The organism is Arthrobacter sp. TJ-254 (assembly GCF_058269175.1).
The window spans coordinates 527,516-541,311 of record NZ_JBZCNF010000004.1 but is presented as its reverse complement, the minus strand read 5'-3'; the positions used below and the strand labels follow the sequence as shown (position 1 = coordinate 541,311).

General features: G+C 67.0%; 13 protein-coding genes. 6 read left to right on the top strand and 7 right to left on the bottom strand.

What is annotated here, in order from left to right; all coding sequences use genetic code 11:
- Window positions 1-40 precede the first annotated feature (40 nt).
- From AC4D14_RS14080 to AC4D14_RS14065, 4 genes are read right to left on the bottom strand one after another with little or no spacing between them, the layout of a single operon-like run.
- The gene (locus tag AC4D14_RS14080) at window positions 41-952 is read right to left on the bottom strand and encodes a carbohydrate ABC transporter permease (protein WP_490903256.1); all 912 of its coding nucleotides are present in this window, start codon (window positions 950-952) and stop codon (window positions 41-43) included.
- Window positions 949-1,872, bottom strand: coding sequence for a carbohydrate ABC transporter permease (locus tag AC4D14_RS14075; protein WP_490903254.1), 924 nt, complete (start codon window positions 1,870-1,872; stop codon window positions 949-951). The genes AC4D14_RS14080 and AC4D14_RS14075 overlap by 4 nt, the downstream gene beginning before the upstream one ends.
- A 1-nt stretch (window position 1,873) precedes the next feature.
- Window positions 1,874-3,163, bottom strand: coding sequence for an ABC transporter substrate-binding protein (locus AC4D14_RS14070; protein ID WP_490903253.1), 1,290 nt, complete (start codon window positions 3,161-3,163; stop codon window positions 1,874-1,876).
- A 59-nt stretch (window positions 3,164-3,222) separates the two neighbouring features.
- Window positions 3,223-4,341, bottom strand: coding sequence for a Gfo/Idh/MocA family protein (locus AC4D14_RS14065; RefSeq protein ID WP_490903252.1), 1,119 nt, complete (start codon window positions 4,339-4,341; stop codon window positions 3,223-3,225).
- A 127-nt stretch (window positions 4,342-4,468) separates the two neighbouring features.
- Between AC4D14_RS14065 and AC4D14_RS14060 the strand changes: the two genes are divergently transcribed.
- The 4 genes from AC4D14_RS14060 (at window position 4,469) to AC4D14_RS14045 (ending at window position 8,645) form a co-directional block, all read left to right on the top strand.
- The gene (locus AC4D14_RS14060) at window positions 4,469-5,701 is read left to right on the top strand and encodes an ROK family transcriptional regulator (protein ID WP_490903251.1); all 1,233 of its coding nucleotides are present in this window, start codon (window positions 4,469-4,471) and stop codon (window positions 5,699-5,701) included.
- A 114-nt stretch (window positions 5,702-5,815) separates the two neighbouring features.
- Window positions 5,816-6,139 (top strand): metal-sensitive transcriptional regulator, encoded by a 324-nt coding sequence (locus AC4D14_RS14055; RefSeq protein WP_490903250.1) that lies wholly within the window; start codon window positions 5,816-5,818, stop codon window positions 6,137-6,139.
- A 50-nt stretch (window positions 6,140-6,189) separates the two neighbouring features.
- On the top strand, window positions 6,190-6,414 hold the full coding sequence (locus AC4D14_RS14050) for a heavy-metal-associated domain-containing protein (RefSeq protein WP_490903249.1): 225 nt from the start codon (window positions 6,190-6,192) through the stop codon (window positions 6,412-6,414).
- 2 nt (window positions 6,415-6,416) lie between these two features.
- The gene (locus tag AC4D14_RS14045) at window positions 6,417-8,645 is read left to right on the top strand and encodes a heavy metal translocating P-type ATPase (protein ID WP_490903247.1); all 2,229 of its coding nucleotides are present in this window, start codon (window positions 6,417-6,419) and stop codon (window positions 8,643-8,645) included.
- A 41-nt stretch (window positions 8,646-8,686) separates the two neighbouring features.
- On the opposite strand, the gene AC4D14_RS14040 is transcribed toward AC4D14_RS14045, so the two are convergent.
- Window positions 8,687-9,673: an EamA family transporter gene (locus AC4D14_RS14040; protein WP_490903245.1), complete on the bottom strand. Its 987-nt coding sequence runs from the start codon at window positions 9,671-9,673 to the stop codon at window positions 8,687-8,689.
- 107 nt (window positions 9,674-9,780) lie between these two features.
- Between AC4D14_RS14040 and AC4D14_RS14035 the strand changes: the two genes are divergently transcribed.
- On the top strand, window positions 9,781-10,323 hold the full coding sequence (locus AC4D14_RS14035) for a CGNR zinc finger domain-containing protein (protein ID WP_490903244.1): 543 nt from the start codon (window positions 9,781-9,783) through the stop codon (window positions 10,321-10,323).
- A 30-nt stretch (window positions 10,324-10,353) separates the two neighbouring features.
- Here the strand turns inward: AC4D14_RS14035 and AC4D14_RS14030 are convergent, their stop codons facing one another.
- Window positions 10,354-10,749, bottom strand: coding sequence for a hypothetical protein (locus tag AC4D14_RS14030; RefSeq protein ID WP_490903243.1), 396 nt, complete (start codon window positions 10,747-10,749; stop codon window positions 10,354-10,356).
- Between the two features lie 108 nt (window positions 10,750-10,857).
- Entirely contained in the window at window positions 10,858-12,207 is a 1,350-nt protein-coding gene (locus AC4D14_RS14025) for an MATE family efflux transporter (protein ID WP_490903241.1), read from the bottom strand.
- A 237-nt stretch (window positions 12,208-12,444) separates the two neighbouring features.
- On the opposite strand from AC4D14_RS14025, the gene AC4D14_RS14020 reads away from it, so the two are divergent.
- The gene (locus AC4D14_RS14020; protein ID WP_490903240.1) at window positions 12,445-13,680 is read left to right on the top strand and encodes a globin domain-containing protein; all 1,236 of its coding nucleotides are present in this window, start codon (window positions 12,445-12,447) and stop codon (window positions 13,678-13,680) included.
- Window positions 13,681-13,796 lie beyond the last annotated feature (116 nt).

The window sequence follows — 13,796 nt, the reverse complement described above, 5'->3', positions numbered from 1 at the left end:
GTTTTCCTTTGATCGATGGTGCTGATGGGGAACGGGCCGGTCAGCCCTTCACTGCCCCCGAGATGAACCCCTCGGCCACCTGGCGCTGCATGAGTACGAAGAGGACGACGACGGGAATGATGGTGATGAGCGTTCCGGCGGCAAGCGGACCGATGTCGAGTGAGCGGCCGCCGGTGAACTGGTAGAGCCCGGTGGTGAGCGGGCGGAATTCCCCGCCCGGCAGGTAGAGCAGCGGAACGAGGAAGTTGTTCCAGTTCTGGATGAACGTGAAGACTCCGAGGGCTCCTGCTCCCGAGGTGACAAGGGGCAGCATGACGCGCACGAAGATCTGCCACTCCGAGCATCCGTCGACCCGGGCCGCCTGCTCGAGCTCCTGCGGGAGGTCGGCGAAGAACGCCCTCATGAAGAAGGTTCCGAAGGACACCCCCGTGGAGGTCAGCACCAGGATGGCCCCGGGCAGCGTGTCGAGCAGTCCCAGACCGCGCAGCTGGAAGTAGAGGGGGATCATGTAGGCGAAGAAGGGAACGAGCAGTCCCAGCACCACAAGGTAGAACGCGAACGACCGGCCCGGGAAGGGCAGCCGGGCGAAGGTGTAGCCGGCCATCGTCGAGAGCACGACGACCAGCAGGGTGCTCGGCACCGACAGCAGGACGCTGTTCAGCAGGTAGCTGCTGAAGTCGCCGACGGTCCACGCGTTGGCGAGGTTCTCAAGGGAGAACGATGAGAAGAGTCCGAACGGGTTCGTCCGCACGTCCGTTTCGGTCTTGAGTGCCGTCGAGACGACCAGGATGACCGGAAACAGGGAGATGGCCGAGAGCACGATCAGGATGAGGTGCTTCCCGGTGAGGGCGCCCCTGCGTCGTGCCGAGAGGTGGTTCTGCCGGACCGGCGGGGCCTTCCTGTCGAGTGCGGGCCGGCCGCTTGGATGCTTTACTGCGGTTGTGTTTGTCATACGCCTGTTCCTTGGAGAGAGAGCCGCCGCTGCAGTCGGTTGAGCGCCACGGCGCAGGGGATCGACAGGGCCGTGATCAACAGCGCCAGGGTGGTTCCGTAGCTGATCTGGCTGAGCTGGAATGCGCTGGAGTAGGCATAGGTGCCGATTACGTTTGTGGCGTTGGCCGGGCCGCCGCCGGTCATGATGAAGATGATGTCGAAGACGCTGAATCCGCCCACCAGGGTGATGGTCGTGACCATCAGGAAGACCGGCATGATCTGCGGCAGGATGATGTGCTGCAGGCGCTGCACGCCGTTGGCGCCGTCGAGCCGCGCTGCGTCGACGAGTTCGACGTCAACGTTCTGCAGGGCGGAGAGGAAGATGATCAGCACGAACCCGGCGGTGGCCCAGATCGCGGTCACCAGCACCGCGTAGAGGGCCGTGTTGGGGTTGCCCAGCCAGCCGGTGGTGAGCCCGCCGAGGCCCATCGCCTGAAGCGCCTTATTCACCCACCCGTCGACCGGGTCGTAGATCCATCCCCAGACGATACCGATCGCGACCTGGGGCAGGACGTACGGGAGGAAGAAGGCAAGCCGGTAAAAGATTCCGACATGGCGGACCTTCCAGAGCAGCAGCGCCTGGGCGAGGCCGATGAGCAGCGGGGCCGCCGTGCCGATCACGATCCAGATCGCGTTGTTGCCCAGGGCATGCCACACCTCGGGGTCGGTGAACATCCGCGTGTAGTTGTCCAGGCCCACGAACGCCGGGGCGGGGGTGATGCCGTCGAAGTCCACGAACGAGTAGTAGATCGCGTTTCCGAGCGGGAAGAGGAAGAAAAAGGTGACGACCAGCATCAGGGGCAGGATGAGTGCGATGCCGAGGCGGGCCTGCGCCTTTCGCGTGACCGTGGGGGTTGTCGAGCGGATTTCAGTGCTCATTTCACTTCTTTTCGGGAGCTTGTGCGGCGGCGTCAAGGTCTTGGGCAACCTGCTCGGGGGTCTTTTGTCCCGTCAGGATTCCCTGGAACCCGTCCCACATCGCATTGTTGAAGACGTCGGTGGTGAGGACGTCGATGTTGTAGCCGAAGTCGCCGGACCCTTCGGCGATGCGCGCCGTGTCGTCGATCACCTGGGAGAAGAGCTCGGAGACTTCGAGCCCTTCCGTGTCCACAGGGTAGGCGGGGATCGTGCCAAGGTTTTCGACCTGCCAGCGCCCGCGTTCCTCGGTCTGCATGTAGTCGAGGAGCTTCACAGCGGCGTCGGGATTCTTTGTCGCAGACGAGATGAAGGTTCCGGCGCCGAGGCCTCCGCTGAAGATGCCTTCACCGTCTTCGGCGGGGAAGGGCATGAACCCGACCTCGAAGTCGGCCGACTCTTTCAGGGATGAGACGAGCCAGCTTCCGGTGGGATCCATCGCTGCCTTGCCCGAGTAGAACAGGGCGTTGCCGTCGTCGTAGGTGAGGGCATTGGGAGTATCGGGAAGGTGTCCGGACGCCGCGAAGTCCGCCCAGGTCTCGAGGGCGGCGACGACGTCGGGCGAGGTCCACGGGGTCTTTCCATCGAGGAGGTCCTGGACGCCGTCGGCGCCGACCCGGCTTGAGAGGGCCATGCTCAGCAGGTGCCCGCCCTGCCATCCTTCCTTGTCGCTGACCGCGAAGGGGGTGACCCCAGCCTCGGCGAGCTCCGCTGCGGCGTCCTTGAGGTCTCCGAGGTTCTTCGGCTGGGCGATGTTGTGTTCCGCGAAAAGGTCCTTGTTGTAGAAGACGCCGATCTCCTCGAGCTGGGTCGGCACGCCGACCACCTTGTTGTCGAAGGTGACTCGCTCGCGGGCGAAGTCGTAGATGTTCCAGTCATTCTGCTCGTAGGCCTCGGTGAGGTCGTAGAGGAGTCCCGCCTCGGCGAGTGTCCCGGCGAAACCGGGACCGGTGTCGTAGTTGAACACGTCAGGGCCCTGACCGGAGCGCAGCTGGGTCTGGAGGACGGTCCTGATGTTGTCGGCCGGCAGGACGTCGAGCTTGACCTTGATGCCGGATTCCTCCTCGAACTTCTTGAGGTCGGCCTTGATCAGGTCAAGTTCGGCGGGGAGCTCCGGCTGGCCGATGAGGTAACGGATCTCGTTCTCCCCGGCGCCGCCCTGGCCTGAGGGTGCTGCTCCGGTGCAGCCGGTCGTCGCGAGCGCGAGGACGGCGACGGCGGCTGTTGCCGCAATCGTCGGGAATGGCTTCTTCATGGTTGACTTCCTTGTCGGTTCTTCTGTGGGGAAGCGTGCGGGGGAACGCCCGGGTTTGCTCAGCGCGGGGGAAGCTGGTGAACCTCATTGGCGGCCACCTCGGCCCAGCCGCCGGTGGCGGCGGAGGCGAGCACCGCCTCCGTGATGGCCGCGGTGCGGACGCCGTCGTCGAAGCTGGGCATGCGCTCGACGTCCCCGGTGAGCACACTGGCGTAGACGTCGGAGACGAAGGCCCTGAAGCAGTCGTGGTAACCCTGGGGGTGACCGGCGGGAAGCGTTGAAAGTGACGCTGCCTCGGGGCTCAGGGTGCTTGGGTCGCGCACGACCGTCTGGCTGCCGGAGCGCTGGCCGACCCACAGGCCCTCCGGGTGTTCCTGGTCGAAGGAGACGCTTGCGCGCTCGGCGCTGATGTCGAACCAGAGGCGGTTCTTCCGCCCCGGGGAAACCTGGCTCACGACGAGCGAGCCGACGGCCCCGCGGTCGGTGCGGAAGTTGACGCACGCGATGTCCTCGGTCGTGCCGGACCCGCTGCTGGCAGGCAGGGCGCGCTTGGCGAACGCCGTGGAGGTGAGAGCCGACACTTCGGTGATCCTGTGTCCGCTGACCCATTCCACGAGGTCGCACCAGTGGGAGCCGATGTCGGCGAATGCCCGCGATGCGCCGCCCCGTGCCGGGTCGACACGCCAGTCGGTGTCTTCGGGGGTGGAAAGCCAGTCCTGGAGGTACGAGCCGTGCATGAGGTGGATGCTGCCGCTGGAGCGGGCCGTGATGCGCACCCGGGCCTCCGCAACCAGTGCGTGGTAGCGATAGACGAAGGGAACGGCGGCCACCAGGTCCGACTCCCGGGCGAGTCCGGCGAGGCGCCGGGCTCCCGCGGCGTCGAGAGCCAGCGGCTTTTCGCAGACAACATGTTTTCCGGCGTGAAGCACCTTCGCCGCCAACTCCTCGTGCAGGTGGTTCGGCACGCAGATGTGGACGACTTCGATGAGCGGATGGGCAATCAGGTCGTCGACCTCAAGGGCAAGGCTTTCCGGAGCCCATGACTCGATGGCGGCCTTCGCCGTCGCAAGGCTCGATCCGCTGACAGCAACGATCTGCGCGCCGACCCTGCGGGCCGCGTCGGCATGGACGCGGCCCATCATGCCTGTACCAACAATTCCAATACCGATATGTGCCACTGAACTCCTTGGGGTGTCACCTGAATCACACAAGCCATGAGCATATGGTGCAGTTCTTATGTTGGCAATCGCAAAAAGTTATGAAAATATTGGCATAACTTCCGGAGAAGTTTGGGATGCTTGTGAGATGGTCATCACTCCAGCAGAACAGCGCAGATCTCCTTCACCCTCCGGCGGGGACCTCAGCGCCGTGCTTCAGGCGATCGCCCGGGAACCCCGGTGCACCCGCACCCGCCTCGCCGCCGTCACCGGCCTTTCCCGCGGCACCGTGGCGACCCGGAGCGATGAGCTGATCGGGCTTGGACTTGTGCTTGAGGAGGTGGGAACGTCGAAGGGCGGGCGGCCTCCCGGCGAATTGCGGCTCAACGGCTCAGCGGGAGTCATCCTCGGCGCCGACGTGGGCGTGACGCAGTGCGCGCTCTCGGTGAGCGACCTCGCCGGAACCACGCTTGCCCAGGTTTCCTACTCGATCCGCATCGCCGACGGCCCGCAGCCGGTCCTCGAGGGGATCGACAGGGCCTTCCAGGCCCTGCTGCGTTCGGCCTCGAGGGAGATCCCGGAGGTCTGCGCCATTGGCATCGGCGTTCCCGGACCGGTTGAGCATTCAACCGGCACGGTCGTTCGGCCTCCGATCATGCCGGGGTGGGACGGATGCGTGGTCCCCGGATTCTTTGCCGAGCGGTACGGCGTTGCAACCCTCGTGGACAACGACGCGAACCTCGCGGCCCTGGGCGAGTACTGGGCCCGCAACGAGGACACCGAACACATCCTTTACGTGAAGGTCAGCACCGGGATCGGGTGCGGCATTGTGAGCGCGGGCCGGCTGCACCGCGGCGCGGAGGGCGCGGCGGGGGACATCGGGCATATCCAGGTACCCGGGCACGACGGCGAGATCTGCTCCTGCGGCAACATCGGCTGTCTCGAAGCCGTCGCCGGAGGCGAAGCGCTCGCGAGGAAGCTCCGCGCCCAGGGCGTCGAAGCCGCGCGCACCGGCCGCGATGTCACCCGCCTTGCCGCCGAGGGGAATCTCTACGCGAGGAGGGCGGTGCGCGAGGCCTCCGAGAGCATCGGCAAGGTCCTCTCAATGATCGTGAGCTTTTACAACCCGACCGCCATCGTTGTCGGCGGCCCCTTCGCTGAACTCAGCGAGGAGCTGCTTGCCGGCATCCGCTCCGCGATCTACCACCGCGCCCTGCCCCTTGCCACACGGTCCCTGCGCGTTGAACCGAGCACGCAGCAGGACACCGTCGGCCTGCTCGGCGCCGTGGTCCTGGCCCATGAGCACGTGCTCTCCCCCGCAGGGATCGAAGCGCTCCTCGCGGCCCGCACTGCCGCGGTTCGGGCACCCGCTGCACGGTAGGCCCGCCCGGTGCCCGCCGGGGCGCACCGGCCCGAGGAGGCCGAGCCCTCAGGAGTCCGCCTTTCACTGCATACCCCCTTGGGGTATCATGAAAGGGATCCGAAGGAGAACCCCATGAACGAAGCCCCAACCACCGAGCCTTCCGCCTACGGCTACAGCGCGGACAAGGACGCCTACCTGAAGCGCCTGAAGCGCATTGAGGGACAGGTGCGCGGCATTGCGCGGATGGTCGACGAGGACAAGTACTGCATCGACATCCTCACCCAGGTGGCGGCGGTGAACAAGGCACTCCACGCCGTCAGCCTTGGCCTGCTTGAGGACCACATCACCCACTGTGTCGTTGGCGCCGCCCAGGATGCCCAGGCTTCGGGCGATCCGCAGGGCGTCCAGGACAAGGTCCAGGAAGCCTCCGCCGCCATCGGCCGTCTCCTGCGCTGAATTCCGCCGATCCGGCCAATAACCCGACCACCCGATTCAAGGAGCACATCATGGAAACAACAACCGTCAGCATCTCGGGAATGACCTGCGGCCACTGCGTCGATGCAGTGACCAGCGAGCTTCAGTCCCTGGAGGGGGTCACTGCGGTCGACATCGCGCTCAACAAGGAGGGCATCTCAACCGCCACCGTCATCTCGGACGCGCCGCTGGCCCCTGCCGAGGTTGGCGAAGCTGTGGCCGAGGCCGGGTACCTCGTGGTCGCGAACGACGCCTGAGCATGGACACAGACAGGCTCCCGGCGGTGGACGGCACCCGGGTGGTGGAGCTCGACATCTCGGGGATGACCTGCGCCTCCTGCGTGGCGCGGGTGGAACGCAAACTGGGCAAGCTCGAGGGTGTCGAAGCGAGCGTCAACCTGCCCCTGGAATCGGCCGTGGTGCGGGTGCCCGCGGCGATCTCGGACCAGGACCTGCTCAACACGGTCAAGGCGACCGGATATTCGGCAAGCGTCCGGCACACGGCCGCCCACCAGCGCCCCGACGACGGCCCCACCGCGGCCGCACGGCTGCGCCCCCGGCTTGTCACGGCCGCCCTGCTCACCGTGCCGGTGCTCCTGATCTCGATGCTCCCTGCGCTGCAGTTCCCCAACTGGGGCTGGGCCGTTTTCGCCCTGTCGACCCCGGTGGTCACCTGGTCCGCCTGGCCCTTCCACCGCGCCGCGGCCGTCAACGCCCGCCACCTCTCCTCGACCATGGACACCCTCGTTTCGATCGGGGTCACCGCGGCGTATCTCTACTCGGCGTGGCAGCTCTTCAGCGATCCCTCGATCACCGCCCATACCGGCATGGACATGGGCGGCCACGCCCTGTACTTCGAGGTGGCCGCCGTTGTCGTCACCTTCCTGCTGCTCGGCCGGTACCTAGAGGCGAACGCCAAGGAGCGCGCCGGTTCGGCCCTTACGGCCCTGCTCAGTCTCGGGGCGAAGGAGGCACGCGTTCTGCGCGGCGCCGACGGCGACCGGCGGGAGATCAGCATTCCGGCCGAAACGCTCATCCCCGGCGACGTTTTCGTCACCCGGCCCGGGGAAAAGATAGCAACGGACGGCATAGTGCTCGAGGGACACAGCGCCGTGGACGCCTCACTGCTGACCGGCGAATCGGTGCCCGTTGAAGTCTCCCCCGGCGATCCAGTCACCGGGGCGACGATCAACGCCTCCGGACGCCTCGTCGTGACGGCGACGAGGGTGGGAAGCGATACAACGCTGGCGCACATGGGCCGCCTCGTAAGCCAGGCCCAGAGCGGCAAGGCCCGCGTCGCCCGCCTCGCCGACCGCATCAGCGCCGTGTTCGTCCCGGTGGTCCTGGTTATCGCCATCGGCACCTTCGCCGCCTGGGCCCTGATCACCGGCGACCTGCAGAGCGCGTTCACCTCCGCCGTCGCCGTGCTCGTGATTGCCTGCCCATGCGCCCTGGGGCTCGCCACGCCCACCGCCCTGCTCACCGGTTCCGGCCGGGGCGCCCAGCTCGGCATCCTGATCCGCGGCCCCCAGGTGCTCGAGGACACCCGGACCGTCGACACCATCGTTTTGGACAAGACCGGCACGGTCACCACCGGCCGGCTCGCGGTCAGCGGCACGGCCGTGCTGCACGGAGCCCTGCAGCCCCCCGAGCTGCTGCGCCTCGCCGGCGCTGTCGAATCCGCGAGCGAACACCCCATCGCCCGGGCGATCGCGGCCGCCGCCGACGCGCCGCCCCCGGTGACAGGCTTCTCGAGCGCCCCCGGCGGTGGCGTCCGGGGCACGGTCGAGGGCTCCACCGTCATTGCCGGCCGGCAGAGCTGGCTGCGGGACAACGGCATCGAGCTCTCCGACAACGACATTGAGGCAATGCGCCTTGCCGAGGATCAGGGGGCGACGGCGGTTTGGATCGCCGTCGACGGCAGGGCCGTAGGCCTGATCACCTTGACGGACACGGTCAAGGAGGGCTCGGCACGTGCCATCCAGCGCCTGAAGAGTCTTGGGCTGCGCCCCATCCTGCTGACCGGGGACAACGCTTCGGTTGCCGCTCGCGTCGCCGAGGCAGTCGGCATTGCGCCCGAAGACGTACGGGCCGGGGTCCTGCCCGCGGGGAAGGTCGCTGCCGTGCGCGAGCTGCAGGCGCGCGGCGCGATCGTCGCGATGGCCGGCGACGGCGTCAACGATGCTCCGGCACTGGCCCAGGCGGATCTTGGGATCGCCATGGGATCGGGCACCGACGTGGCCATCGAAGCCGCCGACCTGACCGTGATGGGCAACAGCCTGGAGCAGGTGGCCTCGGCGATCGAGCTCTCGCGCAGAACCCTCTCCACCATCAAGACCAACCTGTTCTGGGCGTTCTTCTACAACACGATCGGCATTCCGGTGGCCGCCCTCGGCCTGCTCAACCCGATGGTTGCTGGAGCCGCAATGGCAGCCAGCTCGGTGCTTGTTGTTGCGAATTCGCTGCGGCTGCGCAGGTTCGCTAAGTGAGCCCGGCCCAGCTCCCCCCTCCCCCCACGGCGGGGTTGATTTCAGGGCCGGGGAACGGGCTCCACGCTGTTGGGAAGATCCGCGGTTCCCGGACGGGCTTCAGCGGCCCGGGTGCGTCCGGCGGAGCGCAGTTCGTCGACCCGCACGCACACCACTCCGGCCATGATCAGGACCCCGCCGATGAGCTGGACGATCTTCGGAAGCTCTCCGAGCATCAGCCAGGCCGCCAACACGGCGAACAGGACCTCGGTCAGCGCCGCGAACGAGGCAACCTTCGGGCCCAGCCGCTGCGCGGCGATGATTCCCGTAACGTACGCCGCGACCGTCGACACCAGCACCAGCCCCGCGACCGGCACCACCCAGCTGGTCTGCCACCCGGCCAGCACAACGTCGCTGAAGACGAAGCGGAGGGGCATGACCCCGGCCACGCCCAGGGCGCCGATGGTCAGCGCGCCGGTCACCATGCCGCCCGCCGCCATGACCAGCGGCGGGAGGCTGTCGTTGATGCGGGCCGACATCAGGAAGAACACCACAAGGCACACCGCCGCGCCAAGGCCGTAAATCACCCCGACCGGATCCAGCCGCTCCTCGGCCCCGAGGTCGAGCACGAACAGCAGCCCGAGGACAGCCAGGACGGCGCCCGCAAGCGTGAGCCGGTGCGGCGGCTTCCCCGAGCGCAGCCAGAACCAGCCGACGATCAGCACCGGTGCGAGATACTCGAGCAGCAGTGAGACACCCACCGACATGCGGGAAACGGCATTGAAGTAGAAGAGCTGGCAGAGCGCAATGGCTGTGACACCGTAGACCGTCACGGTCAGCACGTTGCCGCGCAGGGTCGACCAGCGGCCATGGAGCACAAATAGCGCGGGGACGACCAGTACGAGGGCGGCACCGGCGATCCGGATCCCCACGGCCGCGCCGGGGCTCCATCCGGTTTCGAGGAGGGACTTGGCGAACCCGCCGGAGAGTCCGAACGTTGCCGCCGACAACAGGGCAATCCAGATGCCCGACGCAGGACGCCGCTCCATCCGCTCACCGCCTTTCATACCCACCCAATTGATGCCATGATCTTGGTGTCATGATCAAAACCTACTAATGGTCGTGACACTATCTGCGGGCCATGTCAGGAGTCAAGATGTCTTTTACCTATGACACCGAGGTTGCGCTGGTGTCGGCGGCAGCGCTGATCAACACGGGCAAGGAAGACCGCGACCAGCTCAGCACGCAGGAGGACCTTGATGCATTCCTGGCGGCGCAGCAGTTCTCCGGGTCGCGGACGCACTCGCCGGCGGAGCTTGAGGCGGTGCGCGGGCTGCGGGCCGAACTTGAGGTGATCTGGCACTCCGCGGAGGACGACGCCGTGGCCAGGGTGAACCGGATCCTGCGCTCGGCAAACGCGCTGCCGCAGCTTGTCCGGCACGACCACTGGGACTGGCACCTCCACGCGACAGGACCCGAGGCCCCGCTGGTGGACCGGATGGCAACCGAGGCCGCCATGGCAATCGTCGACGTCATTCGGGCCCACGAACTGGGGCGGCTGGGCACCTGCGCGGCCGAGGACTGCAGCGCGGTGGTCCTTGATCTTTCACGCAACCGCTCAAAGCGGTTCTGCGATACGGGCAACTGCGCCAACCGCACGCACGTCAAGGCATACCGGGCCCGCAAAGCCGGGGCCTGATCGTCACCGCCCTGCCGGCAGTGCCGGGGCTCAGGCGTCGGGCCGCCGCTGGCCGTAGCGCGGCTCGGCGTCGTCGGGTCCTGACCCGGTGGATCCCGGGACTGACGAACCGCCGGGCCCATGCGTCGCGCGCTGCCCCTGCGAGGGCGCCGATGACCGGTTCACTCCGGAACCCTTGCCCAGGTGTTCCGGGTTTGGTGCCTCAACCATCATCAGCATTGCGCAGATCATCAGCGAGACGATGAAGGCAATGCCGGCCGCTGTGAGACCAAGGTCGACGCGGAGTGCCCTTCCCGCTCCGCCCGTGGCGAAGACGGTTGTGGCAAAGCCGGCCACGACTCCCAGGACCGCCGAAAAGACGAGGGGCCCCTTGACGCCGTGGCGCATCCTGCCCTGGCTGGGTTTCCCCGGTTGGCTCTTAGCCACTGAAAATCCTTCCGGTGGTGCATCAAAAGCTTCTACGTGGCGTAGAAGTGCATTGTCCTAGTTTACGGCGGAATCGGCGGTGCCCGCACCCGGTTCCTCCCGCGGCCCCTAGCCGCGCGGGGCCGTCGCTCCGGTGACCATCCAGCGGTCGTTGCGCACGCGCCAGCCAAGGGTTCCGGCGCGCGCCGCCATGTATCCAAGGCCGAAGGCGGTCCACAACCAGACGAGGCCGGAGGATCCGGCTAGCCCGGCAGTATAGACGGCTGCCAGCAGAGGGAGGTAGAGCGCCAGGTTGAGCACGCCCGCGAGCGCGAGGTACCGCGCATCGCCTGCGCCGATCAGCACACCGTCAAGGACGAACACCAGCCCGCACACGGGCTGGGCCGCGGCAAGGACCCACAGGCCGGCGGCGAAGGCGGCCTGCACCTGCTCGTCGGGGGTGAAGAGCTGCCCCAGGAAAGGAGCAGCGGCGGCCAGTGCACCCCCGGTGAGGGCGCCGAACCCGAGCCCCCACACCACCATGCGGCGCGTGAGCGCACCGGCGAGCGCCTTGTTTCCGGCACCGAGCTCCTTGCCGATCAGCGCCTGCGCGGCGATGGCGAGGGCGTCGAGGGCGAACGCGAGGAAGGTGAAGATGGTCATGACGAGCTGGTGGGCGGCGAGGGTGACCGGCCCCTGTGCGGTGGCAACGAACACGGTGGCCAGGATGGCAGCCCGGAGGCTGACCGTCCGCAGCATCAGCCACGACCCGACCCTGGCGGTGGAGTGCACACCCCTCCAGCGCGGACGCAGCGGCACGGAGTTCCCGCGTGCCAGACGGAGGACGATCACGAGGTACACCGCCGCCATGCCCCACTGCGCGATGCTTGTGCCGAGGGCGGATCCCGCCACCGAGAGTCCCAGCCCGTAGACCAGCAGGAAGTTCAGGGCGATGTTCGCGCCGAATCCCACGCCGGCCACGATGAGCGGTGTTTTCGTGTCCTGCAGCCCCCGCAGCACGCCGGTGGCCGCGAGCACCACGAGCATGGCGGTGAGCCCGGGCATCGACCAGCGCAGGTAGTCGACGGCGAAGACGTGCACCTCGCCCCGCGCGCCGAGGCCTGCCACGAGGACGGGTGCATATATCCATCCGAGAATGGACAACAGCAGCCCGAGCAGCACCGCCAGGCCGAGCCCGTCACGGCCCGCCGCTACTGCTTCGGCCCGGCGCCCGGCCCCCAGCAGCCGCGCCACGGCGGGCGTAGTCGAATATGCCAAGAACACCATAAGTCCGACCGCGGTCTGGAGGACCGTCGATGCGAGCCCCACGCCGGCCAGCTCGGCAACACCAAGATGGCCGACAATCGCCGAGTCGGCAAGGAGGAACAAGGGTTCGGCAATGAGCGCCCCGAGGGCGGGAACCGCAAGGCGGAGGATGCTGCGGCTGAGCTGACGGTTTCCGGGAAGGGTCTCACTCACTGGTTCAGCCTAGCCTCCGGGCGGCGCATCTCTTCCGGCTTCCGTCAGCACCGCGGGTCCGCCGTCATGAATTTCTACAACGTGTAGAAATTCAATAGGGTGTGGAATGTGCCCCTACAGGCCGGCCCGCCTCGTTCAGCATTCAGCGCAGTTCTTCGGCGCAGGCGACCCGGCCGCGGGTGCGCCGCCCCGGGGTATCCCAGCCCGTCGGTTGCTACTGCGTTGAAAGAGGCCGTAATGCTTTCTAATTTTTCCCGCCCCGTCATTGCCGCCACGCTTCCCGTTGTGGGCGAGCATATCGGGGAGATTGCGCGCCGGTTCTACGCGCACATGTTCGAGGCCCGGCCGGAGCTGCTCAATGGGCTCTTCAACCGGGGCAATCAGGCTGACGGCCGCCAGCAACAGGCATTGGCCGGCTCGATTGCCGCATTCGCCTCCTTCCTGGTGAACAACCCGAACGATCTGCCCGATCACCTGCTGGCGCGGATTTCCCACAAGCACGCGTCGCTCGGCCTGCGCGAGGAGCAGTACGAGGTAGTGCACGAGCACCTGATGTGGGCGATCGGGGACGTGCTTCAGCAGGCAGTGACCGCCGAGGTGGCCGCGGCCTGGGACGAGGTGTACTGGCTTATGGCCAACGCCCTCATCAACCAGGAGCGTGCCCTCTACCGCGACGCAGGGCTGACTCTCGAATCCGTCTGGCAGACCTGGAGGATCGTCCGCAAGATCCGGGAGAACCAGGACGTGGCCACCTTCGTCCTCGAGCACCGCGATGGAAGCCCCGCGAGCCCCTCCCTCCCCGGGCAGTACGTCAGCCTCAAGGCGCTCATGCCCGACGGCGTGTGGCAGCCACGGCAGTACAGCCTTTCCCGGGCCGATGACGGAACCCACCGCCAGATCACCGTCAAGCGCGCCAACGGCCCGGCAACGCCCGACGGTGAAGTTTCAACGATGCTGCACGACAAACTCGAGGTCGGCGATGAAGTGCTGCTCTCGGCGCCTTTCGGAGACGTGGTCCTTGAAGCGTCGGACCGGCCGATCGTTTTCGCGAGCGCAGGCATCGGAATCACTCCGCATGCGGGAATGATCTCGCACCTGGCCCGGACGGACGCCCGGCGGAACGTGACCTTCCTCCACGCCAACCGTGGCCCCGGCCCAATGGCCCTTCATGACCAGATCCAGACGGACCTGAGCCGAATGTCCGACGCACGGATGATCACCTGGAGCACCGGCGTCACGGAATCCGGAAGCGGCGAGAACCAACTCGAGGGCAGAATGAGCCTGAGTTCCATCGAACTGCCCCCGGGTGCCGTCTACTACCTCTGCGGCCCGCTGCCGTTCATGCAGTCCCTTCGAAGCACTCTCATCAACAGAGGCGTCTCCGCGAAGGCGATCCGCTACGAAGTCTTCGGACCGGACCTTTGGCTCGCAGCCCCCTTCGAGGCAACCACTCTGCAGAATTCCCCGCTTTGAAGGATCGATTACCGCAGGAGGTGCACATTCGACCAACGCACTAAGCGATCCGAGCGCCACTGGGAATAGGCCACGGGAAATAATCCGCGGCCCGAGGACCACCCCTTGACCCGCGG

What these genes read in the sequence shown, in the direction of transcription:
- AC4D14_RS14080 (WP_490903256.1), bottom strand. Translation starts at nt 952, where the DNA reads ATGACAAACACAACCGCAGTAAAGCATCCAAGCGGCCGGCCCGCACTC.
- AC4D14_RS14075 (WP_490903254.1), bottom strand. Translation starts at nt 1,872, where the DNA reads ATGAGCACTGAAATCCGCTCGACAACCCCCACGGTCACGCGAAAGGCG.
- AC4D14_RS14070 (WP_490903253.1), bottom strand. Translation starts at nt 3,163, where the DNA reads ATGAAGAAGCCATTCCCGACGATTGCGGCAACAGCCGCCGTCGCCGTC.
- AC4D14_RS14060 (WP_490903251.1), top strand. Translation starts at nt 4,469, where the DNA reads ATGGTCATCACTCCAGCAGAACAGCGCAGATCTCCTTCACCCTCCGGC.
- AC4D14_RS14055 (WP_490903250.1), top strand. Translation starts at nt 5,816, where the DNA reads ATGAACGAAGCCCCAACCACCGAGCCTTCCGCCTACGGCTACAGCGCG.
- AC4D14_RS14050 (WP_490903249.1), top strand. Translation starts at nt 6,190, where the DNA reads ATGGAAACAACAACCGTCAGCATCTCGGGAATGACCTGCGGCCACTGC.
- AC4D14_RS14045 (WP_490903247.1), top strand. Translation starts at nt 6,417, where the DNA reads ATGGACACAGACAGGCTCCCGGCGGTGGACGGCACCCGGGTGGTGGAG.
- AC4D14_RS14040 (WP_490903245.1), bottom strand. Translation starts at nt 9,673, where the DNA reads ATGGAGCGGCGTCCTGCGTCGGGCATCTGGATTGCCCTGTTGTCGGCG.
- AC4D14_RS14035 (WP_490903244.1), top strand. Translation starts at nt 9,781, where the DNA reads ATGTCTTTTACCTATGACACCGAGGTTGCGCTGGTGTCGGCGGCAGCG.
- AC4D14_RS14020 (WP_490903240.1), top strand. Translation starts at nt 12,445, where the DNA reads ATGCTTTCTAATTTTTCCCGCCCCGTCATTGCCGCCACGCTTCCCGTT.